The organism is uncultured Subdoligranulum sp. (assembly GCF_963931595.1).
GTDB lineage: Bacteria > Bacillota > Clostridia > Oscillospirales > Ruminococcaceae > Gemmiger.
Genome location: NZ_OZ007030.1, coordinates 1,493,149 through 1,518,996 on the forward strand (window position 1 = coordinate 1,493,149; position 25,848 = coordinate 1,518,996).

At 62.2% G+C, this 25,848-nt stretch carries 23 protein-coding genes and 1 tRNA gene; 10 read left to right on the plus strand and 14 right to left on the minus strand.

The features are described from left to right. Positions 1–19: 19 nt before the first annotated feature. The 5 genes from ABGT73_RS07170 to ABGT73_RS07190 form a co-directional block, all read right to left on the minus strand. Positions 20–811 carry a hypothetical protein gene (locus tag ABGT73_RS07170; protein ID WP_346669114.1) on the minus strand — a complete coding sequence of 264 codons (792 nt, stop codon included), beginning with the start codon at positions 809–811 and terminating at the stop codon, positions 20–22. Further along, positions 805–1,503 (minus strand): ABC transporter ATP-binding protein, encoded by a 699-nt coding sequence (locus tag ABGT73_RS07175; protein ID WP_346669115.1) that lies wholly within the window; start codon positions 1,501–1,503, stop codon positions 805–807. The genes ABGT73_RS07170 and ABGT73_RS07175 overlap by 7 nt, the downstream gene beginning before the upstream one ends. Next, positions 1,487–1,873: a GntR family transcriptional regulator gene (locus ABGT73_RS07180; RefSeq protein ID WP_346669116.1), complete on the minus strand. Its 387-nt coding sequence runs from the start codon at positions 1,871–1,873 to the stop codon at positions 1,487–1,489. The genes ABGT73_RS07175 and ABGT73_RS07180 overlap by 17 nt, the downstream gene beginning before the upstream one ends. Before the next feature lie 119 nt (positions 1,874–1,992). Next, positions 1,993–2,931: an alpha/beta fold hydrolase gene (locus tag ABGT73_RS07185; protein ID WP_346669117.1), complete on the minus strand. Its 939-nt coding sequence runs from the start codon at positions 2,929–2,931 to the stop codon at positions 1,993–1,995. 9 nt (positions 2,932–2,940) lie between these two features. Next, the gene (locus ABGT73_RS07190) at positions 2,941–4,206 is read right to left on the minus strand and encodes a replication-associated recombination protein A (RefSeq protein WP_346669118.1); all 1,266 of its coding nucleotides are present in this window, start codon (positions 4,204–4,206) and stop codon (positions 2,941–2,943) included. Between the two features lie 159 nt (positions 4,207–4,365). Here ABGT73_RS07190 and nth point away from each other — a divergent pair, with 159 nt between their 5' ends. The 6 genes from nth to ABGT73_RS07220 all read left to right on the plus strand — a co-directional run bounded on the left by nth (position 4,366) and on the right by ABGT73_RS07220 (position 11,156). Continuing rightward, positions 4,366–5,022 (plus strand): endonuclease III, encoded by a 657-nt coding sequence (gene nth, locus ABGT73_RS07195; protein WP_346669119.1) that lies wholly within the window; start codon positions 4,366–4,368, stop codon positions 5,020–5,022. Then, the gene (locus ABGT73_RS07200; protein ID WP_346669120.1) at positions 5,006–5,758 is read left to right on the plus strand and encodes a GntR family transcriptional regulator; all 753 of its coding nucleotides are present in this window, start codon (positions 5,006–5,008) and stop codon (positions 5,756–5,758) included. Before nth ends, ABGT73_RS07200 begins: the two co-directional genes overlap by 17 nt. An 82-nt stretch (positions 5,759–5,840) precedes the next feature. Further along, positions 5,841–6,794: an aspartate carbamoyltransferase gene (gene pyrB, locus ABGT73_RS07205; RefSeq protein ID WP_346669121.1), complete on the plus strand. Its 954-nt coding sequence runs from the start codon at positions 5,841–5,843 to the stop codon at positions 6,792–6,794. Continuing rightward, the gene (locus ABGT73_RS07210) at positions 6,781–7,209 is read left to right on the plus strand and encodes an aspartate carbamoyltransferase regulatory subunit (protein ID WP_346669122.1); all 429 of its coding nucleotides are present in this window, start codon (positions 6,781–6,783) and stop codon (positions 7,207–7,209) included. The genes pyrB and ABGT73_RS07210 overlap by 14 nt, the downstream gene beginning before the upstream one ends. Before the next feature lie 360 nt (positions 7,210–7,569). Then, positions 7,570–9,405: an NAD(P)-binding protein gene (locus ABGT73_RS07215; protein ID WP_346669123.1), complete on the plus strand. Its 1,836-nt coding sequence runs from the start codon at positions 7,570–7,572 to the stop codon at positions 9,403–9,405. Beyond that, positions 9,399–11,156: a [FeFe] hydrogenase, group A gene (locus tag ABGT73_RS07220; protein ID WP_346669124.1), complete on the plus strand. Its 1,758-nt coding sequence runs from the start codon at positions 9,399–9,401 to the stop codon at positions 11,154–11,156. The genes ABGT73_RS07215 and ABGT73_RS07220 overlap by 7 nt, the downstream gene beginning before the upstream one ends. A 58-nt stretch (positions 11,157–11,214) precedes the next feature. Here the strand turns inward: ABGT73_RS07220 and ABGT73_RS07225 are convergent, their stop codons facing one another. Then, positions 11,215–13,491, minus strand: coding sequence for an ATP-dependent Clp protease ATP-binding subunit (locus tag ABGT73_RS07225; RefSeq protein WP_346669125.1), 2,277 nt, complete (start codon positions 13,489–13,491; stop codon positions 11,215–11,217). Positions 13,492–13,646: 155 nt separating this feature from the next. Here ABGT73_RS07225 and ABGT73_RS07230 point away from each other — a divergent pair, with 155 nt between their 5' ends. Genes ABGT73_RS07230 through asnA form a run of 3 tightly spaced genes read left to right on the plus strand, consistent with a single transcriptional unit; the run spans position 13,647 to position 18,187 of the window. Then, positions 13,647–15,386, plus strand: a complete 1,740-nt coding sequence (locus tag ABGT73_RS07230) for an ABC transporter ATP-binding protein (protein WP_346669126.1) — start codon at positions 13,647–13,649, stop codon at positions 15,384–15,386. Further along, positions 15,383–17,137: an ABC transporter ATP-binding protein gene (locus tag ABGT73_RS07235; protein WP_346669127.1), complete on the plus strand. Its 1,755-nt coding sequence runs from the start codon at positions 15,383–15,385 to the stop codon at positions 17,135–17,137. The genes ABGT73_RS07230 and ABGT73_RS07235 overlap by 4 nt, the downstream gene beginning before the upstream one ends. A 39-nt stretch (positions 17,138–17,176) precedes the next feature. Then, on the plus strand, positions 17,177–18,187 hold the full coding sequence (gene asnA, locus ABGT73_RS07240) for an aspartate--ammonia ligase (protein ID WP_346669128.1): 1,011 nt from the start codon (positions 17,177–17,179) through the stop codon (positions 18,185–18,187). 58 nt (positions 18,188–18,245) lie between these two features. Here asnA and ABGT73_RS07245 read toward each other — a convergent pair. The 7 genes from ABGT73_RS07245 to ABGT73_RS07275 form a co-directional block, all read right to left on the minus strand. Continuing rightward, a tRNA-Thr gene (locus ABGT73_RS07245) sits at positions 18,246–18,321 on the minus strand. A gap of 37 nt (positions 18,322–18,358) precedes the next feature. Continuing rightward, the gene (gene rsmA / locus ABGT73_RS07250; protein ID WP_346669129.1) at positions 18,359–19,222 is read right to left on the minus strand and encodes a 16S rRNA (adenine(1518)-N(6)/adenine(1519)-N(6))-dimethyltransferase RsmA; all 864 of its coding nucleotides are present in this window, start codon (positions 19,220–19,222) and stop codon (positions 18,359–18,361) included. 20 nt (positions 19,223–19,242) lie between these two features. Further along, complete coding sequence (locus ABGT73_RS07255) at positions 19,243–20,457, minus strand: S41 family peptidase (protein WP_346669130.1); 1,215 nt, start codon at positions 20,455–20,457, stop codon at positions 19,243–19,245. A 169-nt stretch (positions 20,458–20,626) separates the two neighbouring features. Further along, positions 20,627–21,844 carry a peptidoglycan DD-metalloendopeptidase family protein gene (locus ABGT73_RS07260; RefSeq protein ID WP_346669131.1) on the minus strand — a complete coding sequence of 406 codons (1,218 nt, stop codon included), beginning with the start codon at positions 21,842–21,844 and terminating at the stop codon, positions 20,627–20,629. Between the two features lie 21 nt (positions 21,845–21,865). After that, the gene (gene ftsX / locus ABGT73_RS07265; RefSeq protein ID WP_346669132.1) at positions 21,866–22,771 is read right to left on the minus strand and encodes a permease-like cell division protein FtsX; all 906 of its coding nucleotides are present in this window, start codon (positions 22,769–22,771) and stop codon (positions 21,866–21,868) included. Between the two features lie 28 nt (positions 22,772–22,799). Then, positions 22,800–23,552, minus strand: a complete 753-nt coding sequence (ftsE, locus tag ABGT73_RS07270; RefSeq protein WP_346669133.1) for a cell division ATP-binding protein FtsE — start codon at positions 23,550–23,552, stop codon at positions 22,800–22,802. Positions 23,553–23,766: 214 nt separating this feature from the next. Continuing rightward, the gene (locus ABGT73_RS07275) at positions 23,767–25,134 is read right to left on the minus strand and encodes an RsmB/NOP family class I SAM-dependent RNA methyltransferase (RefSeq protein ID WP_346669134.1); all 1,368 of its coding nucleotides are present in this window, start codon (positions 25,132–25,134) and stop codon (positions 23,767–23,769) included. Between the two features lie 101 nt (positions 25,135–25,235). Here ABGT73_RS07275 and ABGT73_RS07280 point away from each other — a divergent pair, with 101 nt between their 5' ends. Next, positions 25,236–25,376: a hypothetical protein gene (locus ABGT73_RS07280; protein WP_346669135.1), complete on the plus strand. Its 141-nt coding sequence runs from the start codon at positions 25,236–25,238 to the stop codon at positions 25,374–25,376. 66 nt (positions 25,377–25,442) lie between these two features. Here ABGT73_RS07280 and ABGT73_RS07285 read toward each other — a convergent pair whose 3' ends face one another. Beyond that, a complete protein-coding gene (locus tag ABGT73_RS07285; protein ID WP_346669136.1) occupies positions 25,443–25,847 on the minus strand; it encodes a ribonuclease III domain-containing protein in 405 nt (134 codons plus the stop codon). Position 25,848: the final 1 nt, after the last annotated feature.

Sequence of the window (25,848 nt, forward strand, 5' to 3'; positions counted from 1 at the left end):
CCTTTTAGAATTGTACAGATCAGACAAGGTTCAGACGCCGGGTCATCAGCCACTGGATGATGGCCCACTTGATGGCATCCACCAGAACAATGCAAAGCAGCACCAGCAGGAACATCCATACCATCGTTGCCTCCGGGCTTACCCGGGCGAAGGCTTCCAGCCAGCTTCCGGCATTTACCTGAATGGAGCCGAAGGCCACCACAATCAGCAGGAATACCAACAGAATCTGTTCCAGGAACCCCAGCACAAAGTAACTGACGATACTGGCCAGCAAGCGCTGCTGTCCGAACTGCCCGCCGATGGCGCAGGCCAGGTAGAATTCCAGATACGCCTCCACCAGCAGGGCCAGCAGAAGCAAAACCAGCATGAGCATGGCCGCCGCGACAGGCCAGTCCAGATTGTCCGTACTGACCAGAGAAGTGGGCACGCTGCCGCTGAGAATGCTGCCGCACACCCCCAGATAGAACACACAGCCAATGGTCCACAGGCAGGCACAGAGCAGTTTGGCCGCAATGTGCTGCCATGCCGGCACCGGCAGGGAGAGCATCAGGTAGCCCTGCTCCCCCAGCAGTTTGTAAAAGCGCTGGACGTTGACAAAGACACAGGCCGCCACCACCAGCAGCAGGGCGAGGCCGGCAGCAAAGAGAAGCAGCGCCTGCAGGAATTCCACCATATCGGGCAGGTTGCTCTGGCTGTTCAGCACCGCATTGACAAGGCCGGTCACCACCGTAAAGGCCAGCACACCGCCGCCAACGGGCAGCAACGTCCGGGCTGTCACCTTCAGTTCATAACGCAGCAGTTTGTTCAGCATTTGTATACCTCCCGGAAATATTCATCCACGCTCTGCCCGGTTTCCTCCCGCAGAGCGTCCACCCCCACCTGGCGCATCACAGCGCCTTCCTTTAAAAAGATTACTTCATCCAGGGCTTTTTCAATATCCCCGATCAGGTGGGTGGAAAGTACCAGCGCCGCCTCCTCGCTGTAGTTGCACAGGATGGTGTGCAGAATGTAGTCCCGCGCCGCCGGGTCCACGCCGCCCAGCGGTTCGTCCAGCAGATACAGCTTGGCCGCGCGGCTCATCGTCAGGCAGAGCTGCATCTTTTCCTGGGTGCCCTTGCTCATGGCGCCGATGCGGTCCCGTGCCTCGATGTGCAGGTCCGCCAGCATGGCCCGGGCTTTGCCTGCATCGAAATCCGTGAAAAAATCCTCGTACAGGCTGACGGCATCCTCCGCCCGCATCTCGGTGGGCAGGGACATCCGGTCCGGCAGATAGCTGGTCACCTGCCTGGTGGCGATGCCGGGCCGCTGCCCGTCAATACGTACCTCGCCGCCGTTGGCCGTCAGCAATCCGGCGGAAATTTTGAGCAGCGTCGTCTTGCCGCTGCCGTTGGGGCCCAGCAGCCCCACCAGTTTGCCGGGCTGCACCGAAAAGGTAGCCCCATTCAGCGCCGCCTTGCGGCCATACCATTTATACAGGCCCTGTGCTTCATAGATTGCCTTCATCGTGTTCTCCTCCCTCTGCGGTTTCCCGCAGCAGTTCTTCGGTCTGCGCCCGGTCCAGCCCCAGCGCCTGCATCTGACGCAGAAATTCCTCCGCCAGTGTCTGTGCCCGTCTGCGGTGCAACTGCTGCAGAATTTCGGCATCCGCCGTCACCGTGCGTCCCGCCGTGCGCTGCGCCTGCAAAAGCCCCCGGCTCTCCAGTTCCTGCAGGGCGCGCTGCATCGTGTTGGGGTTGACCCCTGCCTCCGCCGCCAGCTCCCTGACCGGCGGAATTTTGCTGCCCGGCGGAAAGATCCCGTTCACCAGTGCCAGTTCCATCTGTTCCACCAGCTGAACATAGACCGGGCGCCCCGCCGTGATGTTCCAGTCCATGGCTTGCTCCCTTCTGTATTATTGTATTAAGGGCTTAATACAATAATACAGATTTTCTGTGTCGCTGTCAAGGGGATAACAAAGAAAATCCGCACGACAAATGTCGTGCGGATTTTCTTTCAGGCAGGCAGTCTGTCCTCCAGCCAGTGCAGGACGTAGTCGAAGACTTCCTCCCGGTTCCATTCATTGTGCAGTTCGTGGCGGGCGCCCTCAAAGATCTCACAGGTCAGATCCTTGATTCCGGCGTCGCCCAGCATCGCCCAGACTTTGCGCACACCCTCTCCATAGCCGCCCACCGGATCCTCGGCGCCGGAGATGAGCAGGATGGGCAGATTCTTGTCCACCGACCGGGCCCAGCGGGCGCGGTTCACATGGTGGATGGCCGCCAGCATCTCCCGGTAACTACCCAACGTAAAGGGAAAGGCACACAGCGGGTCGGCGTCATAGGCCCGGACCACCGCTTCATCCCGGGTAAGCCAGGCGTTGGGGGATTTTGCATCGGGAATCCGTTTGCAGTAGCCGCCCATGTTGGCCCGGACCATAAACGGAGACACCGTGCGCGGGCCCCGCAGAGCCGCCAGCACCGTGGCAATCCCCTGCCCCACCGTATGGAGCAGCTGGGGACCGGCCGTGCCGGAGATGATCAGGCCGGCAATGGTTTCGGGCCAGCGCTCGGCGTACCAGCGGGCATAAAAACTGCCCATGCTGTGCCCGTACAGAAAAACCGGCAGACCGGGGAACTCCTGATGCAGATGCTCGTTCATCCGGTGCAGGTCCTGCAAAAGATAATACCGCCCACCGGGTTCGCCGTAATGGCCGTACTCCCCCGGCGCGGCACTTTCGCCGTGGCCCAGATGATCGTTTCCGGCCAGAGCGATACCGTGGGCCGCATAAAACCGGGCCATGGGCTCATAGCGGCGGATATACTCGCACATGCCATGGCTGAGCTGCAGTACCGCGTGGACCGGCACATCCGGCATGGTATACACATACGCCGCAATGGTATGGGTGGTATCCGAGGAGGGAAAGTGGATCGTTTCCCGGCAAAGCTGTGCCATCGCAACCTCCTATTCTTCTCCTTTGATCTTCTTCCAGTATTGGGCAAAGGCCTGCTCGTTCTTGTTGTCGCCGGGCTCGTAGTAGCGCCGGTTCTTGAGGGCATCGGGCAGGTATTGCTGCTTGGTCCAGTGATGGGGAAAGTCGTGGGGGTAGAGGTAGTGCTGCCCCTTCACCTTGGCATCGGCCCCGTCGTAGTGCTTGTTCTGCAGCTGGCGGGGAATGGGCCCGGTGCGCCCCGCCTGAACATCGGCCATGGCCGCATTGATGCCATCATGGGCCGAGTTGGATTTGGGCGCCGTGGCCACCAGCACCACCGCATCGGCCAGCGCCAGCCGGGCTTCCGGCAGGCCCACCGCGTTGGCAATGTCCACCGCCGCCTTGACGATGGGAATGATCTGCGGCCAGGCCAGGCCCACATCCTCGCAGGCGCAGACCATCAGCCGCCGGCAGGCACTGGGCAGGTCCCCCGCCTCCAGCAGCCGGGCCAGATAGTGCAGCGCCGCATCGGGGTCGGAACCACGCATGGATTTCTGGTAGGCCGACACAATATCGTAGTGGTCGTCCCCCAGCTTGTCATACCGCATGGCCGTGCGGGCCGCCACCTGCTGGACCATGTCCAGCGTCACGGTGCGGCTGCCGTTTTCCACCGGCGCCGCCGTCACCGCGAACTCCAGATTGCCCAGCGCCTTGCGCATATCGCCGCCGGCACTCTGGGCCAGGTAGTCCAGCGCGTCCTCGGGAATCAGGATCGGGACCTTGTCCTCGGCCCCCAGACGCGCCACCGCGTGCTCCACCCCCTGGCGGATATCCGCCGCCGTCAGGGATTTGAACTCAAACACCGTGCACCGGGACAGCAGCGCATTGTACACATAGAAATAGGGATTCTCGGTGGTGGAGGCGATCAGCGTCACGGTTCCCTGCTCCACACATTCCAGAAGGCTCTGCTGCTGCCTTTTATTAAAGTACTGGATCTCATCCAGGTAGAGCAGAATGCCGCCGGTGGCACCCAGTGTGCCGATGTCGGCCAGCACCGACTTGATGTCGCTGGTGGAAGCGGTGGTCCCGTTGAGCTTGTGCAGCTGCATGCCGCTGCCCGCCGCAATGATGCTGGCCACCGTGGTCTTCCCCACCCCCGACGGGCCGTAAAAGATCATGTTGGGAATGCGGCCGCTTTCCACCGTGCGGCGGAACACTTGATTCTTGCCCAGAAGATGCTGCTGCCCGCAGACTTCATCCAGCGTGCGCGGCCGCAGCCGCTGTGCCAGGGGTTCCATGGGTTTCCCTCCTTGTTATATATCCATTTCTTCGGGCACTCGGGCCCCGTTTTTTTATTTGTTTAAGCCGTCCTCCCCCAAACTGGGGGCTCTTCCTCTTGATTATAAGGTATCACCGTGGTAGAATCAAGAGAAAGAACGCGAAACGGAGCGAATGCTGTGACAAAAAAGGAACTGGCGCAGATCTGTATTGACCGCCTCAAAGCCGAATATCCTCTGGCCGAATGTACGCTGGATTACGACCACGCCTGGCAGCTGCTGGTGGAGGTACGCCTGGCTGCCCAGTGCACCGACGCCCGCGTCAATGTGGTGGTGCAGGATCTGTTTGCCCGCTACCCCAGTGTGGAGGCCCTGGCGGCTGCCACGCCGGAGGAGATCGAGGCCATCGTCAAGCCCTGCGGCCTGGGACGCAGCAAGGCGCGGGATATTTCCGCCTGCATGCGGATGCTCCGTGATCAGTACGGCGGCAAGGTGCCCGACGATTTTGACGCGCTGCTGGCCCTGCCCGGAGTCGGCCGCAAGAGCGCCAACCTGATTATGGGCGATGTGTTCGGCAAGCCGGCCATTGTGACCGACACCCACTGCATCCGCCTTTGCAACCGCATCGGCCTGGTGGACAACATCAAGGAACCCGCCAAGGTGGAGCGCGAGCTCTGGAAGATCATCCCGCCGGAGGAGGGCAGCGATTTCTGCCACCGGCTGGTCTACCACGGCCGGGCTGTCTGCACGGCGCGGACCACCCCCTTCTGCGAAAAGTGCTGTCTGGCCGATGTGTGCCGGACAGGAAAGGAATATCTGCATGAAAAAGGAAACTGATACCCCGCTGGGCGGCGAACTGCGCAGCCAGCAGACCGCCGACCGGCTGGTTGCTGAGCTGCGCAGCGGTCTGTATGCCGGTGCTTCCCAGCTGCCCAGTGAGGTGGAACTGGCCGGCGCGCTGGGCATCAGCCGCACGGTGGTGCGGGATGCCCTCAGCCTGCTGGAACGGGAGGGGTATCTGGAGCGTGTGCGCGGCATCGGGACGCTGGTCAACCGCGACGTGCTGAAGATGGAAAACCGTCTGGACCAGAAACTGGAATTCTACCGCATGATCCGCGCCGCCGGGTATGAACCCCACAGCGACAACGTGCTGGTCACCCGGGAAACCGCCCCCGATGATCTGGCACGGCGGCTGGGTCTTGCCCCGGAGGAGCATCCCACGCTGGTGTTTGTGCGCCGGCGCGTTCTGGCGGACAACACCCCCGTGCTTTACTCCACCGACATTCTGCCGCTGGCGCTTTTCGGCGGGCAGCGGCTGGATACGCTGGATTTCACCCGTTCCATCTTTGAGATTGTGTCGGAATACTGCCACGTGGAGGTGACCAAAACACTGGCCCACATCCGCGCTGTGACCGGCACCCCGGGCATCCGGCACCAGCTGGGGCTGCGGCCCGATCAGGCCCTGATGCAGCTGGACGAGACCTGCTATTCCCGCCTGTGCCGCCCGGTACTGTGCTGCCAGACCTGCTACACGGATTTCTTCGATTTTGCCATCGTGCGCAAGCTGGTGTAACTGTTTTTGTTGTCATTGGGTGCCGCCGCCCGGACGGGCCGGCGCTCCATGAGATAAATAGAGATTTTAAAGGGGAATGTGTATGAGACATCTGATCGACCCGGCGGACTTTACGCTGGATGAAACCCTTCGCCTGATGGATCTGGCCGACCGTATCCACGACGACCCGGCTGCGTACAAGGACGTTGCCTACCGCAAGCGCCTGGCGACGCTGTTCTACGAGCCGAGCACCCGCACCCGCCTCTCCTTTGAGGCAGCCATGCTCAATCTGGGCGGCCAGGTGCTGGGCTTTCCCGACGCCCGCGTCTCCAGCGCCTCCAAGGGTGAGACCGTTGCCGACACCATCCGCATCATCAGCTGCTACGCCGACATCGCCGCCATGCGCCATCCCAAGGAGGGCGCCCCGCTGCGGGCTGCCCGTTACAGCCGCATCCCGGTCATCAACGCCGGCGACGGCGGCCACAGCCACCCCACCCAGACCTTGCTGGACATGATGACCATCCGCCGCCGCAAAGGTCGCCTGGACAACCTGACCATCGGCTTCTGCGGCGACCTGAAATTCGGCCGCACCGTCCACAGCCTGATCAAGAGCCTGTCCCGCCTGCCGGGCATGCGGTTCGTGCTCATCTCGCCCGAAGAGCTGCGGGTGCCGGACTACATCATCAGCGAAGTGCTAGCCCCCAACGGCATCGATTACATCGAGACCCGCAATCTGGAACAGTCCCTGCCGGATCTGGACATTCTGTACATGACCCGTGTGCAGCAGGAGCGCTTCTTCAACGAGGAAGATTACATCCGCCTGAAGAACAGCTACATCCTGACCAAGGAAAAACTTTCGCTGGCCCCCGCCGATATGGCGGTGCTGCATCCTCTGCCCCGCGTGAACGAGATCACGCTGGACGTGGATGACGATCCGCGTGCCGCCTATTTTGAGCAGGCACAGAACGGCGTATACATGCGCATGGCCTTGATTATGACGCTGCTGGGTCTTGCAGACCCCAAAACCGGGGAGGTAGCCTTTGATGTTAACGGTTGATGAGATTCTGAACGGCGTGGTGATTGACCACATTACCGCCGGTACCGGCCTGGGCCTGTACCACCTGATGGAACTGGAAAAGCTGCACGATGCCAGCGTAGCCCTGCTGCAGAACGTCCGCAGCCAGAAGAGCGGCAAAAAGGACATCATCAAAATTGAGGGTGATGTCAGCAAGCTGAACTTCGACATTCTGGGCTATCTGGACCCCAAAATTACCATCACAGTGATCGCGGACGGACACATCGTGGAGAAAATCCGCCCCAAACAGCCCCAGCGTCTGGTCAACGTGATCAAATGCACCAATCCCCGCTGCGTGACCTCGGTGGAAGAGGGCTGCGACCATATCTTTACGCTCACCCCCAGCGGACGCTACCGCTGCATCTACTGTGAGCAGGAGTTCCGCGTAAAGCCGTAACGTTTTCAACGTACAAGAGAGCACCGGGAAAAGCGCGGGCGACATAAGAAAACAAGGGTTCTGCAAGAACTGCGAAGCATCGCAAAACCGCTGCAAAGCGGTCTATGCAAGGCAGAGGGCTGCAGCACTCCTTGGTGGAATGCAAAGCCCGATAACGCGGCAGAGGCCGCTTTGCAGACAGAGTTTTGCGACTTTGTTTTCTTATGGAACCGCGCGGAAGTCTGGCGCTCTCTTTTTTGCGCCGTTTTTTGTTATATTGCACAGTATTTTTCAATGATTGTTGAATTTGTTATTGATTTATCATTCTCCAGCCCGTATAATAGGAACAAGACCACCCGACCATACGGAGGAATTGCTTCTATGATACGACTTTCCATCGAGACGCCCGACCGCGCGCAGCAGGTGGTACAGGACCTCTGCCGCGACATGGGGCACCGCATCGCCGCCAACCCGCCGGGGCTCTGCCCGGTGGATATGGCGCTGAATTTTTTGCGCCTGTGCCATGCACAGACCTGCGGCAAATGTGTTCCCTGCCGCATCGGCCTTTCCCAGCTGGAGACCCTGCTGGAAAACGTCCTGGACCAGACTGCGCCGGAAGGCACCATTGATCTCATCGAGCAGACGGCCGCCGCCATTGTGGATTCCGCCGACTGTGCCATCGGCTACGAGGCTGCGGCCATGGTGCTGCAGGGGGTACGGGGCTTCCGGGAAGATTACGAGGAGCACGCCCGGTACGGCCGGTGCATCTGCTCGCTGAAACAGCCGGTGCCCTGCGTGACGGTCTGCCCCGCCCACGTGGATATTCCCGGCTACATTGCCCTGATCCGGGAGGGCCAGTATGACGACGCCATGGACCTCATCCGCAAGGACAACCCCTTCCCCCACTCCTGTGCCTACGTCTGCGAGCACCCCTGTGAACGGCAGTGCCGCCGCCGTCTGGTGGACGACGCCGTCAACATCTGCGGTCTCAAGCGCTATGCCGCCGACCATGCGGGCGCCCAGACCCCGCCGGCCCCCGCCGAGGACACCGGCAAGCGGGTGGCCATCATCGGCGGCGGTCCCAGCGGCCTGACGGCTGCCTACTACCTGCGCCTGATGGGCCACAGCATCACCGTCTTTGAGCAGCGGGAAAAGCTGGGCGGCATGCTGCGCTACGGCATTCCCGACTACCGCCTGCCACCCGAGGTACTTCAGCGGGACATTGATTACATTCTGGCCACCGGCATGGAGGTGAAAACCGGCGTCTGTGTGGGCAAGGACCTGCAGCTGCCCGACCTGCAGAAAGAATACGATGCGCTGTACATTGCCATCGGAGCCCACGCTGACAAGAAGCTGGGCCTGGAGGGTGAAAACAGCCGCAACGTGCTGTCCGCCGTGGAATTCCTGCGCGGCTGCGGCGAGGGCAACGCCCCTGATTTCACCGGCAAGCGCATCGTGGTCATCGGCGGCGGCAACGTGAGCATGGATGCCACCCGCACTTCCATCCGGCTGGGTGCCGAGAGTGTGACCTGCGTCTACCGCCGCCGGGTGGAAGACATGACCGCCCTGCCCGAGGAAATCGAAGACGCCATGGCGGAAGGCTGCCAGATACTGCCCCTGCAGGCCCCGGCCCGCATCGAGGCCAACGAGAACGGGGGGGTCAGCGCCCTGTGGACCCGCCCGCAGATCATCGGCGGATACGGGCGGGACGGCCGCCCCGCCCCGCGGGATGCCCGGCAGAAGGAATTCCGCATCCCCTGCGATTATCTGATCATTGCCATCGGGCAGCGCATCGAATCCGATGAATTTGAAAAGGGCGGCATCGGTACCAGCCGCGGCGCCCTGAAAGCCGATCTGTCGGGATATGTGCCCGGAACCCCCAACGTCTTTGCGGGCGGTGACGCCGTAACCGGGCCCGCCACCGTCATCCGTGCGGTGGCCGCCGGCAAGGTCAGCGCTGCCAACATCGACAGTTTTCTGGGCTACGCCCATACCATCGGCACCGGCGTCAGAATTCCGCCCGCCAGACTGTCCAACACGCCGCCCTGCGGGCGTATCCAGCTCAAGAGCCGCAACGCCCTGGAGGCACGCCAGGACTTTGCCCTGGCCAGCTGCGGCATGACCCACGAGGAAGCCATGCAGGAGGCCAGCCGCTGTCTGCGGTGTGACCACTTCGGCTATGGCATCTTCAAAGGAGGGAGGACGACCCAATGGTGAACATCACAGTCAACGGTGCGGCCGTCCGGGTGCCGGAGGGCACCACCATCCTCAACGCTGCCAAGGCCGCCGGGGTGGATATCCCCCATCTGTGCTATCTGAAGGACCTGAACGAGATCGGCGCCTGTCGGGTCTGCTGTGTGGAAATCGAGGGGGAACGCAACCTGGTACCCAGCTGCAACAACCCGGTCTTTGAAGGCATGGCCATCCGCACCAACACCGACCGGGTGCGCCGTACCCGCCGCATCAATGTGGAACTGATCCTGAGCCAGCACGACTGCCATTGCGCCACCTGCCCGCGCAGCGGCAACTGCCATTTACAGAATGTGGCCAACGATCTGGGCATTCTGGAGAACCCCTACCCTTCCGATCTGGTGACCGGTGCCCGGGCCCAATGGCCCCGGGATTTTCCCCTGTACCGCGACACCAACAAGTGCATCAAATGCATGCGCTGCATCCAGGTGTGCGACAAAGTGCAGGGCGTCCATGTGTGGGACCTGTCCGGCACCGGCAGCCGTACCCGGGTGGACGTGAGCGGCAACCGCCGCATCAAGGAGAGTGACTGCGCCCTCTGCGGCCAGTGCATCACCCACTGTCCCACCGGCGCCTTGCGGGAACGCAACGACGCCCAGCGCGCCTTTGATGCCATCGCCGATCCCGATAAGATCACCGTGGTCCAGATCGCTCCCGCCGTGCGCACCGCCTGGGGCGAAACGCTGGGCCTTGCCCCTGAGCAGGCCACCGTGCACCGGATGGCTGCCTGTCTGCGGCGGCTGGGGTTTGACTATGTGTTCGACACCTCCTTCAGTGCTGACCTGACCATCATGGAGGAGGGCACCGAGTTTTTGCACCGCTACCAGGCCGGCGAGACCCGGGAACTGCCCATGTTCACCAGCTGCTGCCCCGGCTGGGTGCGGTATCTCAAAAGCCATTACCCCCAGTGGACCGACCGTCTTTCCACGGCCAAGAGCCCCCAGCAGATGTTCGGCGCCGTGAGCAAAAACTATTTTGCCCAAAAGCTGGAAGTGCCGCCCGAAAAAATTTACTGTGTGTCCCTGATGCCCTGCATTGCCAAAAAGCAGGAATGCGACCTGCCCACCATGCACACCGAGGCCGGCCGGGACGTGGACCTGGTCCTGACCACCCGGGAACTGGTGCGGATGATCCGGGCGGAGCGGCTGCACCCCGAAACGCTGCCCGAAGAAGCCCTGGACTCCCCGCTGGGCACCTACACCGGCGCCGGGGTCATCTTCGGCGCGACCGGCGGCGTGATGGAAGCGGCGCTGCGCACCGCATACTACCTTGTCAACGGGAAGAATCCCCCGGCCGAGGCCTTTACCGCTGTACGCGGGCAGGCCTTTGCTCAGGGCTGGACCGAGGCGGAATTTGACCTGGGTGGCGGCGCCATGGTACGCACCGCCGTGGTCAATGGTCTGGGCAACACCCGCCATCTGCTGGACGCCATTGCCGCCGGCAAGGTCCGCTACGACTTTGTGGAAGTGATGGCCTGTCCGGGCGGTTGCGCGGGCGGCGGCGGACAGCCCCAGAACCTGGACGACGAAGAGCGCGCCGCCCAGCGCGGACAGCGGCTCTACGCCCTGGACCAGTGCAGCACCCTGCGGTTCAGCCACGAAAACCCCGAAATTCAGACCCTCTACCGGGAAGCACTGGAAGCTCCCGGCAGCGAACTTTCCGAAGAATGGCTGCACACTGACCACAACGGCTGGCAGATGCCCCACAGTACCCGGTGATTTTCCATAAGAATCAGGCCGCCCGGCTGTATGGCCGGGCGGCCTTTCCGTTTTCTCCTTATACGCAGGCGGCCAGATCGGTCTCCTGCAGCACGATGGTCCCGTCCGGCCCGGCATCGGCGGTATACACCGCACCCGCACGGGCCGTGCCTGCCGCAATCCGATCGGCCAGCGCCTGCTCCACCGCCCGGCTCACCGTGCGGCGCAGTTCCCGCGCCCCGTAGGGCGGCACTTTGTCCCCCGCCAGGCAGCGTGCGGCCGCCGGGGTATGGTTCAGCGTATAGCCTTGTTGGGCGGCACGTTCCTCCAGCTCGGTGAGCAGGCGGTCGGCGATGGCCGCCAGCTGCTGGGGACCCAGCGGATCGAACAGCACCGTCTCGTCCAGGCGGCCCATCAGTTCCGGCCGGAAAAAGGCCTTGGCCTCCTGCAGGGCCTGCTTGCCCCTCCGCTCCGCTTCACTGTCCGCCGCGCCGAATCCCAACGGGGCGGTCTGACCGCTCAGGCAGCGCGCCCCCAGATTGGAAGTCAGCAGAATGATCGTGTTGGAAAAGTCCGCCTTGCGTCCCTGGGAATCGGTGAGGCAGCCGTCCTCCAGAATCTGCAGCAGCAGATTCTGGATATCCCCGTGGGCTTTTTCGATCTCATCGAAGAGCACCACGCTGTAGGGCCGCCGGCGCACCGCTTCGGTCAGCTGGCCGCCCTCGTCGTGGCCCACATAGCCCGGAGGCGCGCCAATGAGCCGTGCCACCGTGTGACGTTCCATATACTCCGACATGTCAAACCGCAGCAGCGCCTTCTCGCTGCCAAACCAGCATTTGGCCAGCGTGCGGGCCAGCTGGGTCTTGCCCACGCCGGTGGGGCCCAGGAACAGCATGGCACCGATGGGCCGCCCCGCTTCCCGCAGCCCGGTACGGCTGCGCCGGATGGCAGCCGCCACGGCGGCCACCGCCTTGGGCTGGCCGATCACCTCGGCGCCCAGGCGGCTTTCCAGGTGGGCCAGCCGTTCCCGCTCGGCTTCCCCTACCCGTTCCGCCGGCACACCGCTGGCTTCGCTGACCACCTTGGCCACATCGGCAGGCTGTAAAGTGCGCGGCTTGCCATCCCCTTCCGCCCCGGCGATCCGCACCGAGGCCGCCGCCTCGTCCAGCAGGTCAATGGCTTTGTCGGGCAGATACCGCCCCGGCAGGTACCGCACGCTGAGCTCCACCGCCGCGTGGATGGCTTCCTGGGGAATGGCGATGCCGTGATACCGCTCGTACCGCGGCATCAGTCCCCGCAGGATGGTCTCCGCGTCGGCGGGGCTGGGTTCCTCCACCATCACCTTGCCGAACCGCCGTTCCAGGGCCGAGTCCTTCTGGATGGTCTTGCGGTATTCCTCCACCGTGGTGGCACCGATCAGCTGGATCTCCCCGCGGGCCAGCATGGGCTTGAGGATGCTCGCTGCGTCGATAGCCCCCTCGGCCGCCCCGGCCCCCGCGATCACATGGATTTCGTCGATGAAAAGGATGGTGGAATTGTCGCGGTAGAGCTCTTCCAGCAGATTCTTGAACCGTTCCTCAAAATCTCCCCGGTATTTGGTGCCCGCCACCATGGAGGCCATATCCAACGCCAGCACCCGCTTGTTGCGCAGCGACGGCGTGATCTGCCCCGAGGCGATGCGCTGGGCCAGCGCCTCGGCCAGGGCGCTTTTGCCCACACCCGGCTCTCCCAGCAGGCAGGGGTTGTTCTTCTGGCGCCGGCAGAGGATCTCGATCATCCGGGCCAGCTCGGCGTCCCGGCACAGTACCGGGTCCAGCCGTCCCTCCTGGGCAAGCCTGGTGAGATCCCGGCCGTACTTCTCGCTGGGTCTGCCGCCGCGGGTGGCCGCCATCCGCGGCTGTGCCGGCAGTACCATCTGCCCCGAGAGCTGGCGGCACTCCCGCGCAGCCTGGGGTACCTCGATGCCCAGGGACGCCAGCCAGACGCTGGCCGTACAGGATGTATCCTCCAGCATGGCGCAGAGCAGATGTTCGTTTTCTGCCCGGGCCGCGCTGGCCGCATGGGCGCCCAGCACCGCGAACTCCATGGCCTTCCGGGTCTCGGGGGCCAGGTCCTGTCTGCCGAGATACCGCGGCGTCCCGCAGCTTCTTGCCTGCACGCAACCGCGCAGTGCGGACTCGGTGATCCGTTTGCGCCGCAGGAAATCTGCCGCCGGTCCCTGGGCAGTCTGCAGCATGGCCAGCAGCAAATGACCCGTGTCAGCCGCCGAACATCCCTGCCGTCCCGCCAGGATGACCGCCGTGTGCAGGGTATGGGCCGCCGCACGGGAAAAACCTTTATAATATTGAAACAGCATCCTTGTGCCTCCTGATTTGGTCTCATAGCAAGTATAGGCGCCACCGGCGCAAATAATCATCGAATCGAGGCCAATCCTGCCATGACAAATGGGAAAGACTGTGCTATACTAGGTAGCGCGCCCCCCAACATTCAATCCATAAGGTGGTTTTGTTCATGCACAAATTGCTGCGCTATCTCAAGGGCTACGAAAAACAGGCCCTGCTGGCGCCGCTGTTCAAGATGCTGGAGGCCTGCTTCGAGCTGTTCGTGCCTCTGGTGGTAGCCAGCATCATCGACACCGGCATCAAGGATCACGACACCGTTTTTATCTGGCAGCGCTGCGGCCTGCTGGTTCTGCTGGCTGTCATCGGACTGACCTGCAGCCTCACCGCCCAGTTTTTTTCGGCCCGGGCGGCCTTGGGGTTCGGCACTGCGCTGCGCAAGGACCTTTTCCGTCACATCGGCACCCTGAGCTACAGCGAACTGGACGGCATCGGCACTCCCACCCTGGTCACCCGGATGACCAGCGATATCAACCAGGTGCAAAGCGGCCTCAACCTGACGCTCCGGCTGCTGCTGCGCTGCCCTTTCATCGTGCTGGGCGCGCTGGTTATGGCGGCTTCCATCAGCCCCCGGCTGACGCTGCTGTTCCTGGTAGCCACCGCCGTGATCTCGCTGATCGTCTGGCGGATCATGCATACCACCGTGCCGCTCTACCATGAAGCTCAAAACAGCCTGGACCGCGTCACGCTGCTCACCCGCGAAAACTACGTGGGCGCCCGTGTGGTGCGGGCTTTTGCCCGCCAGGCCGATGAACTGGCCGCCTTTGTGGAAACCAACGACCATCTGAAAACCATGCAGATCAGGGCCGGCCGGATCTCCGCTCTGATGAATCCGCTCACCTATCTGGTGGTCAATCTGACGGTCATCGCGCTGCTGCTGCTCGGCGGCCGGGAAGTCAATGTGGGCAACCTCACCCAGGGCGAAGTGATTGCCCTGATCAATTATCTGAGCCAGATCCTCATCAACCTTCTGCGTCTGGCCGATCTGGTGATCTCGGTGACCCGCGCCCTGGCCAGCGGCCTGCGCGTCAATGAGATTCTCAACACCCGCACCTCCATGCCGGACCCCGCATCCCCTGAACTGGCTCCCTGCGGCGATACGCCTGCCGTATCCTTCGAGGGTGTCACCTTTACTTACCGCGGTGCCGGCGCCCCCAGCCTGACCGACGTGAGCTTTACGGCACAGCCCGGCCAGACCATCGGAGTCATCGGCGGCACCGGCAGCGGCAAGACCACGCTGATCGACCTGGTAGCCCGCTTTTACGATGCCAGCGAAGGCTGTGTCCGACTCTTCGGCCACGATGTAAAGAAATATTCCTTTACACAGTTGCGGCAGTGGGTGGGCATTGTGCCCCAGCAGGCCATCCTCTTTACCGGCACCATCCGGGACAACATGCGCTGGGCTGCCCCCGAGGCCACCGACGAGGAGATCTGGGCCGCCCTGGAAATCGCCCAGGCCGCCGATTTTGTGCGCGGTAAGCCCGGCATGCTGGAGGCACCGGTGGAAACCGCCGGACGCAATTTCTCGGGCGGGCAGCGTCAGCGCCTGACGATCGCCCGCGCCCTGGTCTCCCGGCCCAGGATCCTGATTCTGGACGACAGTGCCTCGGCGCTGGATTTCGCCACCGACGCCGCCCTGCGCAAGGCCCTGAAAGAAAAGACCCAGGGCATGACGGTCTTTATTGTATCCCAGCGGGCGGCCAGCGTGCAGCGCGCTGACCACATTCTGGTGCTGGACGACGGTGTGCTGACCGGCGACGCCCCCCATGCCGAGCTGCTGAAAAGCTGTCCGGTATACCGGGAAATCTGCCTGAGCCAGTTGAGCAAGGAGGAGGTGGGCAAGACGTTATGAGCGAACAGATCAAACACAATGGTTCCACCGTCCGCCGGGTTCTGAAACTCATCCGCCCCTACGCCGGGCTGGTGGCCCTTACGCTGACCCTGGCCGCCGTCACCGTCTTTACCACCCTGCTGGCGCCGGTTCTCTCCGGCAAGGCAGTGGACCTGATCGTGGGTCCCGGCCAGGTGGATTTTGCAGGGCTGGCCAAACTGGCTGTAGCCATCGCCGCCACCATCCTCTGCACCGCCGTGGCCCAGTGGCTGATGAACGTGGTCAACAACCGCATCACCTTCCAGGTGGTGCGGGACATGCGCATCCGGGCTTTCCGGCAGATGGAGATCCTGCCGCTGAAATACATGGACGCCCACCGCCCCGGCGACGCCATCAGCCGGATCACCACCGACGTGGAACAGTTCAGTGACGGCCTGCTCATGGGCTTTACCCAGCTGTTCACCGGCGTGCTGACCATCCTGGGCACCCTGGGCGTCATGATCTCCATCGACTGGCGCATCGCCCTGGTGGTGGTGGCACTGACGCCGCTGTCCATCTTTGTGGCGCGCTTTATCGCCACCCACACCTACTCCATGTTCAAGGTCCAGAGCGAAACCCGCGCCGAGATGACCAGCCTGGTGGAGGAACTGGTGGGCAACGAACACCTGGTGCGCGCCTTCGGCTACGAGAGCCGCGCCGAAGCACGCTTTGACCGGATCAACCGGGACCTGCAGAAATGCGGCGTGCGTGCCGTCTTCTTCTCTTCCCTCACCAACCCCTGCACCCGGTTCGTCAACTCTCTGGTGTATGCCGCCGTGGGCGTGCTGGGCGCTTTCGCCGCCATCGCCGGCACCATCACGGTGGGCGAGCTCACGGTATTCCTGAACTACGCCAACCAGTACACCAAGCCTTTCAACGACATCTCTGATGTCATGACCGAACTGCAGAACGCCCTGGCCTGCGCCCAGCGGGTCTTTGACCTCATCGACGAAACGCCCATCCAGCCCGATGCCCCCGATGCCGTCGTGCTGCCTGCGGGCGCCGGCAGTGTGGAATTCGAGCACGTGAAATTCCGCTACACCCCCGACGTGCCGCTGATCGAGGACATGAACCTGCGGGTCTGGCCCGGACAGCGCATCGCTCTGGTGGGCCCCACCGGCTGCGGCAAAACCACACTGGTGAATCTGCTCATGCGGTTCTACGAGATCAACGGCGGCTGCCTGAAGGTGGACGGTCATCCCATTGACACCGTCACCCGGGACAGTCTGCGCGCCAACCTGGGCATGGTGCTGCAGGAAACCTGGTTGAAATCCGGCACCATCGCCGAGAACATTGCCTACGGAAAACCCGACGCCACCCGGGAGGAGATCGTGGAGGCCGCCAAACGGGCCCGTGCCCACAGCTTTATCTGCCGGCTGCCCAATGGCTATGATACGGTGGTGGCCGAGGATGGCGGCAACATCAGCCAGGGACAGCGGCAGCTGCTCTGCATCGCCCGGGTCATGCTGCGGCGTCCCCCCATCCTGATCCTGGACGAAGCCACTTCCAGCATCGACACCCGCACCGAAGTGCTTGTGCAGGATGCCTTTGAGGAACTGATGAAGGGCCGCACCAGCTTCATTGTGGCGCATCGTCTTTCCACCATCAAGAATGCCGACCAGATTCTCGTCATGAAGGCCGGCAACATCATCGAGCGCGGCACCCACGAGGACCTGCTGGCCAAGGGCGGGTTCTATGCCCAGCTGTATGAGAGCCAGTTTGCCAAAGCCTGACCGCTTTCCCTGTTTTGTAAGAATAAGAAGGAGAATACTATGAGTTCTGTCCAGATTCCCGAAAACTACAAAAGCCTTCTGGGGTTGTACGACACCCAGAAGGCCATCGGCCTGATCAAGACAATCTTTCAGGAAAAACTTTGTCTGGCACTGCACCTGAAACGGGTCACGGCACCGCTGTTCGTGCTGCACGGCAGCGGCCTCAACGATGACCTCAACGGTGTGGAGCGGCCTGTGGCCTTTGACGTACCCTGCCTGGACGAGCAGGCCGAGATTGTGCACAGCCTTGCCAAATGGAAGCGCTATGCCCTGTACAAGTACGGGTTCCGCCCCGGCCAGGGCCTGGTAACCGACATGAACGCCGTGCGCCGGGATGAGGAACTGGACAACCTGCACAGCATTTATGTGGACCAGTGGGACTGGGAGCGGGTGATCACCGCCCGCCAGCGCACCGCCGCCTTCCTGCAGGACACCGTTCGGGACATCGTGGACGCCGTGTGCGCCACCTCCGATGAACTGCGCTGGAAGTTCCCTGCCCTGAAAAAGATTCACCTGACCCGGGAAGTGACCTTCATCACCACCCAGGAGTTGGAGGATCTCTACCCCGACCTTACCCCCAAACAGCGGGAAAACGCCTTTGCCGAAAAGCACGGGACCATCTGCATCCAGCAGATCGGCGGCAAGCTGAAAAGCGGCAAGCCCCACGATGGACGCGCCCCCGACTACGACGACTGGACGCTGAACTGCGATATTCTGTTCTGGCACAAGCCGCTGGGCTGTGCGCTGGAACTTTCCAGCATGGGCATCCGGGTGGACGCCGACGCCCTGCGCCGCCAGCTGGACCTGGCGGGTTGCCCCCAGCGGGCGGAACTGCCCTTCCACAAGCTGCTGCTGGACGGCACCCTGCCGCTGACCATGGGCGGCGGCATCGGCCAGAGCCGGCTGTGCATGCTCCTGTTGGGGAAAGTACATGTGGGCGAGGTTCAGGTCAGCCTGTGGGATGCGGATACGGTGAACGCCTGCCGTGACGCTGGTGTGGATCTGCTGTAACCGCGAAAAAACAATAAAAAAGCACCGCGGCCCTGACGGGCCGCGGTGCTTTGCTGTTTGGAGCTAGCAACAGGAATCGAACCTGCAACCTGCTGATTACAAATCAGCTGCACTGCCAATTGTGCTATGCTAGCGGAACTTAGTTAGTATAGCACATTCGGAGTGGCGTTGTCAATCCTCATGGAGCGCCGTCAGCAGCGCCGCATAGTCCTGCAGCGTCAGCTGTTCGGGGCGGGCGCGCTTGTCCATGCCTGCCTTCTGCAAGGCGGCCAATACCTGGGCTTTGGGAAGTTTGAGACCGTTGGCGATGGCATTGGCCGCCGTCTTGCGCCGCTGGGAGAAGGCCGCGCGGATCAGCGCAAAGTAGGCACTCTCCTGCCCTTCCGGCAGTTCCACCGGCGGCTCTTGCCGCACATCCAGCCGGATAACCGCACTGGTCACGCTGGGCGCCGGATAGAAACTGCCCGGCTGCACCGTAAAGAGCATTTTGGGCTGGGCATAATAGGCCACCGCGTAGCTGATGGCGCCGGCCTCCCGGGTGCCAGGGGCGGCGCAGAGGCGCTGTGCAGCCTCCCTTTGCACCATGACAGTAATGTTCCGGATGGGGAGTTTTTCCTCCAGAAGGCGCATCAGAATGGGGCTGGTGATGTAATAGGGCAGATTAGCACAGACCGCCACCGGCTTGTCGCCGAACTCCTCCGCCAGCAGCGCCTTCAGGTCCACCTTGAGCACATCCTGCAGCACCAGCTTGAAATTGTCGTACCCGGCCATCGTTTCCGCCAGCAGCGGCGGGAGGCGCTTGTCCACCTCCACCGAAACCACCTTGTCAGCGCGCTTGCAGAGCTGTTCGGTGAGTACCCCGATGCCGGGGCCGATCTCCAGCACGCCCCAGCCGGGGCCGATCTCCGCCGCCTCCGCAATACGGGGGCAGATGCCCGGATTGATGATGAAGTTTTGGCCGAACCCCTTGGAGAGGGTGAAATCATACCGCGCACACAGGTCGCGGATGGTGGAAAGGTCGGTCAGATTGGGCACAGTATTCTTCCTTTCCCTGATCAGTTCTGCCCCGCCAGCGACATGGCGGCATTGACCGCTTTGCTGATCTGCGGGTCATTCTCGATGGTGAAGTCATAGTAGGCGCTCTGCTGGTCGGCGCTCAGCGCGGCATCCACGTCGGGGGTTAGACCGGTGTCATTCCAGGTCTGGCCTTCATTGTCCAGCAGCAGACCCACCGTGATGTAGGCCGCCGAACCGTCCGAGAAGCTCTGCGCATCGCTCATGACGACGCCCTTGCCCATGGTGGTGGTACCCACCAGGGTGGCCCCGCCCATCTTGCGCAGGGCATTGGCAAACAGTTCCGCACCGCCTGCCGTGCTGCCGTTCACCAGGCAGACCATGGGCAACGACACCTCGTTTTCGTCAGAGATGCGAAGATCGGTGGTGGTGCCATCCTTGTTTTCCTGCTGGGCAATCAGGCCCGAGGGGACGCAGTAATCCGCCGACACCAGCGCGGCGTTGAGGTTTTCGCCGGCATTGTCCCGCAGGTCAAACACATAGCAGGTGGCGCCCTGCTCCTTCAGGCTGTCCACCGCCGTCTTGAATTCGGTGGCGGTGCCGGTTCCGAAGGAGTCCATACGGATATACCCGCAGGTGCCGGCCGTCAGCTGGTAGGAAAGGGTGGGCGTATTGTAGTTGGTGTGCACCAGGTCCAGCGTCTGCTCCTGGCGGTCCGGCGTCAGGTAGGTAATCGTGGTGGTGGTGCCTTCCTCCCCCAGCAGCGCCGATGTGATGGTGGCGGTATCCCCCATCGTCTTGGTGGAAGTGCCGTTGATGGCTGTGATGAAGCCGCGCACTTCCAGGCCCTGCTCGCTGGCCGGAGAGCCGTCATAGACACGGATGATCCGCGCGTAGCCCGAGGAGGCATCGTTGACCACCGCCACGCCGATGCCGGTCAGCTTGCCGGAAGCCACACCCTGCATCTCGCTGTAGGCCTTGGCGCTGTAATAGCGGGCATACTTGTCGTTGATGCCCAGCATATATCCGGCGGCAATCGTATCGTTGAGGGTATCCTCATTGATGGTAAAATACTCATTGGCGCGCACAAAGCGGTCGATCTCCGAGAGTTTGTTGTACTGCCGTTCCTTGTTCTTGACGCTGGACACGGTAGAGTTGAACATATTCATCGAAATGACCATCGTAAGCGAAAAGGTCACCGCCATTGCGATCAGCGCAATGGTGGCAGCAACGCCCAGACTGATTTTTTTACTCATGGGTCAGACGGCTCCTTACTGTTTGGTGACCGCCTCAGGCGGCGTAGGACAACGAGAACAGAATGGTGCTGAACAGACTCAACACCATCATGGCTGCGAACACAAGACAGAAAATGCGCACAGCCGTTTTATGCTTCTGCGGTTTCATGGATAGCTCCCTCCTCCGCGACTAGTGCGGGATCCAGTTGACGACGTTGGTCAGCACGCCGTTGATCTTCATTTCCAGATGCAGGTGGTTGCCGGTAGAATAGCCGGTAGAGCCCACATAACCGATGACCTGGCCTTTGGTGACACTCTGCCCGGCGCTGACGATGGGAGTGCTGATCATATGGGCGTAGAGCGTGGAGTAGGTGTTGCCCTGGTCGTCCTTGCCGTGGTAGATCTGCACGTAGTTGCCCCAGCTGTAATGATAGGTGGCGTCGGTGACGATGCCATCTGCAATGGCATAAATTTCGGTGCCGCCGGGGGCCGCGAAGTCGGTGCCGCGGTGACCGCCGGTGCCGAACACGCAGGAGATGTACTTGTAGGAAGGCAGGGCCGGGCCGAAGCTCAGCGAGCAGGTCAGCGCCGCACTGCTGTACTTGTTGACCTGCGCATTCAGGTAGGCATCCAGCTGGGCGGCGGCCTCATCCAGATTTTTCCGGGCCTGCTCCTCCTCGACCTTCAGCGCCTCTTCTTTTGCCTCCGCATCCGAGATGGTCTGGTCCTGCTGCTGGATACTGGTCTGCAGTTCGGACTTCTTGCTGTCCAGCTGGCTGTTCTGGTCTTCCAGGTCGGCCTGGTTGGCTTCCAGCTCCGCCTTGGCATTCTCCAGTTCGGTGCGCTGGTTTTCCAGCTCCTGGCGCTGGGTTTCGATCTGCTGGCAGATCTCCTTATCCTTGCTGGAGATCTGCTCCAGGGATTCGGCGAAAGTCAGCAGCTGATAGAGGTTGTTGGCGCTGGAAAGCAGCGCGATGGAGCCGCCGTCGTTGAGCATCTGCATGGCGCCCAGGCGCTCCTTGAAACCGGCCCAGCGCTCATCGTATTCGGCCTGCTTGACATCCACTTCCGCCTGCTTCTCGTCGATTTCCAGCTGCTTGTTGTTGATGTCCTCCTCAACCTGGGCAATGGACTTCTGCAGCAGGCCGATCTGGGTGGTGATGACCTCGGTCTGCTGCTGGTACTGCTCCTTCAGGTCCTCGGCGTTGGCTTTTTTGGCCTGGTTGTCCTTGATTTTTTGCTGGATTTCCTCCAGTTCCTGCTGGGCGGCGTCTTTCTGCGCCTGCAGTTCGGATTTTTTATCGTCCGCCAGTGTCATGGTGTTGGTGGAGACCGTTATGCTCACAACCATCGCCACCGCCAACGTCATGGACACGGCGCGTTTGATCAGCGGTGAAATTCTCTTCATGGTTCGTTCCGTCCTGTTTGCTCACACATTCAGATGTTTACGGATACTGGTGGCCGTACCGATGCCGCACAGCACAAAACCCAGCAGCGCGAAGCCGCCCACAATGTAATACCACACATCGGTGAGGGGCACCAGCTGGCCGCCGAACATCTGGGAAAGGGTGCTGGGATTCTCGGCGTACCAGCGGCAGAGCGCGTAGTAGGCGCCGCACACCACGCCGGAGGCGATGGCCGCCGCGATCAGGCCGGAGGTGACACCCTCCACAAAGAAGGGGAACCGGATGAAGCCGTTGGTGGCGCCCACCAGCTTCATGATGCCGATCTCCTTGCGGCGGTTGAAGACCGTGATTTTGATGGTGTTGTTGATGACCACAATGCTGACGATGGCCAGCACGCCCACCACCACGTAGCAGGCGTAACTGATGGTGCGCTGCAGCGACACGAAGATGTTGGACAGATCCAGCGGCGCATTGACGCGGTAGACGCCGTCGATCTGTTCCAGCTGCTGCTTCACGGCGGGGATGTTGTCGGGGCTGTCCACCACCACCCGGTAGTTGGGATAGAACGGGTTGTCATTGGCAAAGGCGGACTGCAGGTCGATGTAGTCGGACAGCATATCGCTGTAGATGGAAAGCACTTCCTGGGGCGATACGTAGGTAACCCCCACCACATGCTCGGTGCTGCGGATGGCGGAATCCGCTGCGGCGATCTGGTCCTCGGTGGCGTCCAGGTTCATGTAGACGACGGTCTCGTTCTGGTCGCCGATGTAGGCCACCATGGCGTCAATGTTGACGCCCAGCAGATACGCCGCACCGATCAGCAGCATGCAGACCGTCAGCACGCCCATCGAGGCAAAGGTCATCAGCCGGTTGGCCCGCAGATTGTGCAGGCCCTGACCGACCAGGTATGTAAAACTGGAAAAACGCATGTTGTTCCCCTCTTGGTTCTGTTATGGGTTATTCGTCGTCGTATTCCTCGCGGCTGCGGGCTGCCACCTTGGCGGCATAGCGACGCGCCACCTCCGGGTGGGCGGTATCGGATGCCACCATACCGTCCGCCAGTGTGATGACGCGATTGTTGTATTTGGCCGCCAGCTTGTGGACCAGCTCGTGCTCGTGGGTAACGACCACCACCGTGATGTTGACCTTGTTGATGGCCTCAAACAGCTGCATGATATCCAGCGACATTTCCGGGTCGATGTTGCCGGTGGGCTCGTCCGCGATGATGATCTTGGGGCCGTGGGCCAGGGCGCGGGCCACCGCCACACGCTGCTGCTCGCCGCCGGAAAGCTCATCGGGCAGGCGGTCCATCTTGTCCTCCAGGCCCACCAGCGACAGGGCAAAGGGCACGCGGGCCTTGATCTTCTTGGTGGAGATGTTGGTCACCCGCATGGCAAAGGCCACATTCTCGTAGACCGTCATGGTGGGGATCAGGCGGAAGTCCTGGAACACCACACCCATCTGACGGCGCAGGTAGGGCACCTTGCGCCGCTTGATCCTGGTCAGGTCCTGTCCGTTGATGAAGACCTTGCCCTCGGTGGGCTTCTCCTCCATCTGGATCAGCTTCAGGAAGGTGGATTTGCCTGCACCGGAGTGGCCCAGAATGAAGACAAACTCGCCTTCATCGATGTGAATATTGATATCCTCGAGGGCCACATTCTCGTCATTGTGGGTCTCGTAGGTCTTGGAAACATGCTCAAAATCGATCATTGATGAACTCCTGTTGACTTGCTACGTCCGGGTTATGGTTACAGTCATACATTTATAAGGATACCATGCTGTGCAGGTTCGGTCAAGGGTTTGCCCCCGTATAAAACCGTGAAAATTGTGGGAACTTTCTCCACACTTTTTCATGCAACAAGACAGAACCGCGCCGTCACAGCCTTTCCGGCTGCCCGGGCGCGGTCCTCATTTTTTATTCGTATTACCGAAGATTTCTCAATCCCTTGGGATAGTGGTTCTTGATGCGGCCACCGCTGACCTTCCCCGCTCCCAGCGGGAAGCCGTCCACGCAGACCGCGCACCATCCGCTGTCTGCGTCGCGGGCCTCGATCTCCTCGCCACGCAGCCAGGCCTCGGTGCGGGGATCCTCCCGGGTCAGGTTTTCCCGGTTGGTGCATCGGGCTCCATAGGCCATGAAAAGCGCATGGGCGGGCTGGAACCGCTTTTTGACCACACTGCCTGCCAGCACACCGCCGCGGACCAGCCGCAGCTTGCCCAGCGGCAGTTCCTCGCCGCCCGCGGGCGGCAGCAGCAGCCAGTCCCCTGCCGTCGTCACCGGCCGCTGTGCCAGTTCCGGGAAGTAGGTCCGGGCAAAATCCGTCCATTCGGACGGCACTTTCGGAGCCCGCGGCGGCTTGCCGCGGCCCGGGGCGGCCGGTTCCGCCGCCGGGGATTTCTGCAGTTTGGCCATGAAATGCCCCTCCCCGCCGTCCGCCGGCCAGATGCGGCGGCACCGCCGGGCGTCAAAGCCCTCGGGGGCACGGTTGGCCTCCCCGGGGCGGCCGAAACCGCACCCCGACAGGTCACAGAGGGAAAACTCGGGATGGCGGGCCAGGAAGGCCGCCATCTGCCCCTCATCCTCCTGGGGGGCAAAGGTGCAGGTGGAGTAGACGAGGATGCCCCCCGGCGCCAGCAGCGCCGCCGCGTTCTCCAGGATCTCGGCGCCCAGTGCGGCACAGTGCTCCACCAGCGCTTCATTATGCTGGGTGGCGGCCACTGCCTCCTTGCGGAACATGCCTTCCCCGGAACAGGGCGCGTCCACCAGCACCCGGTCAAACCGGCCGGGCCAGGCGGCGGCCAGGCGGGCGGTGTCCTCGTTGGTGATGAGGGCGTTGGTCACCCCCATCCGCTCCAGGTTCTGGCGCAGCACTTCGGCCCGCGCCGCCACATACTCGTTGGCCACCAGAAGGCCCTGACCCTGCAGCGCCGCCGCCAGCTGGCTGGTCTTGCCCCCCGGTGCGGCGCACAGGTCCGCCACCCGCATGCCGGGCTGCACATCCAGCAGCGCCGCCGGGGCGCTGGCGCTGGGTTCCTGGGCGTAGAACACCCCGGCATGGTGCCAGGGATGACGCCCGGGACGCCATCCGGCTTCGGTGGTGAAGGCCGCAGGACAGAACGGCGACGCTTCCACGGCAAAATCCGCATGGTCTTTGAGCCAGTCCGGCGTGCAGCGCAGCGTGTTGACGGTGATGCCCCGGGCCGGTTCCGGCGTGGCATAGCGGTAGAGTTCCTCGAAGCGCTCCCCCAGCAGGGCACGCTCCCGCGCGGCAAAGTCGGCGGGGAATTCCATCTTGTATCCTCCCTTGCATAAACAGGCCATGACCGGGCAAACTACCAGTGCGGCCACAAAACCGCAAGATCGTTTTTTACTTGCGAAAGGAGTAACCTCTCATGGCAAAGAATCAGACGAACAACACGACCAACCGCACCACCAACACCACCAATGGCACCCAGAAAAAGACCACCAACGGTACCCAGCAGCGCAGCACCAACCGCACCACCAGCGCGACCGAGAGCAAGAACTGCAAGTGATTTTCCGGTGCACCGCTGATACGGTGCAGAAAAGGCTCCGGCCCCCGCAAAGGGGCCGGGGCCTTTTTATTGCGGCTGATACCCTGTCCAGAGGGCATCAAACAATTCCTGGACGCGGTCGGTGCGCCCCTGCAGATAAAGCCAGCCCAGCAGGCACTCAAAGCCGGTGGAGGCCCGGTACTCCTGCACGGTGGCATGTTTGGCCACGCTGGCTTTGCTGGCGTTCTTGCCCCGGCGCAGCACGCTGGCTTCCGCTTCGCTGAGCAGCGGTTCCAGGATTTCCAGTTCCCGGCTCTGGGCGTGGGCGCTCACATAATTGGTGGCCACGGTGTGCAGGCGGTTGGGCTGCAGCCGGGTGGTGCCCACCAGTTTGGCGCGCACCAGCAGTTCCAGCACCGCGTCCCCCACAAAGGCCAGCGCCAGCGGGGACATCTCATGAATATCCACTTCGGGTTTTGTCTCAAACAGCATA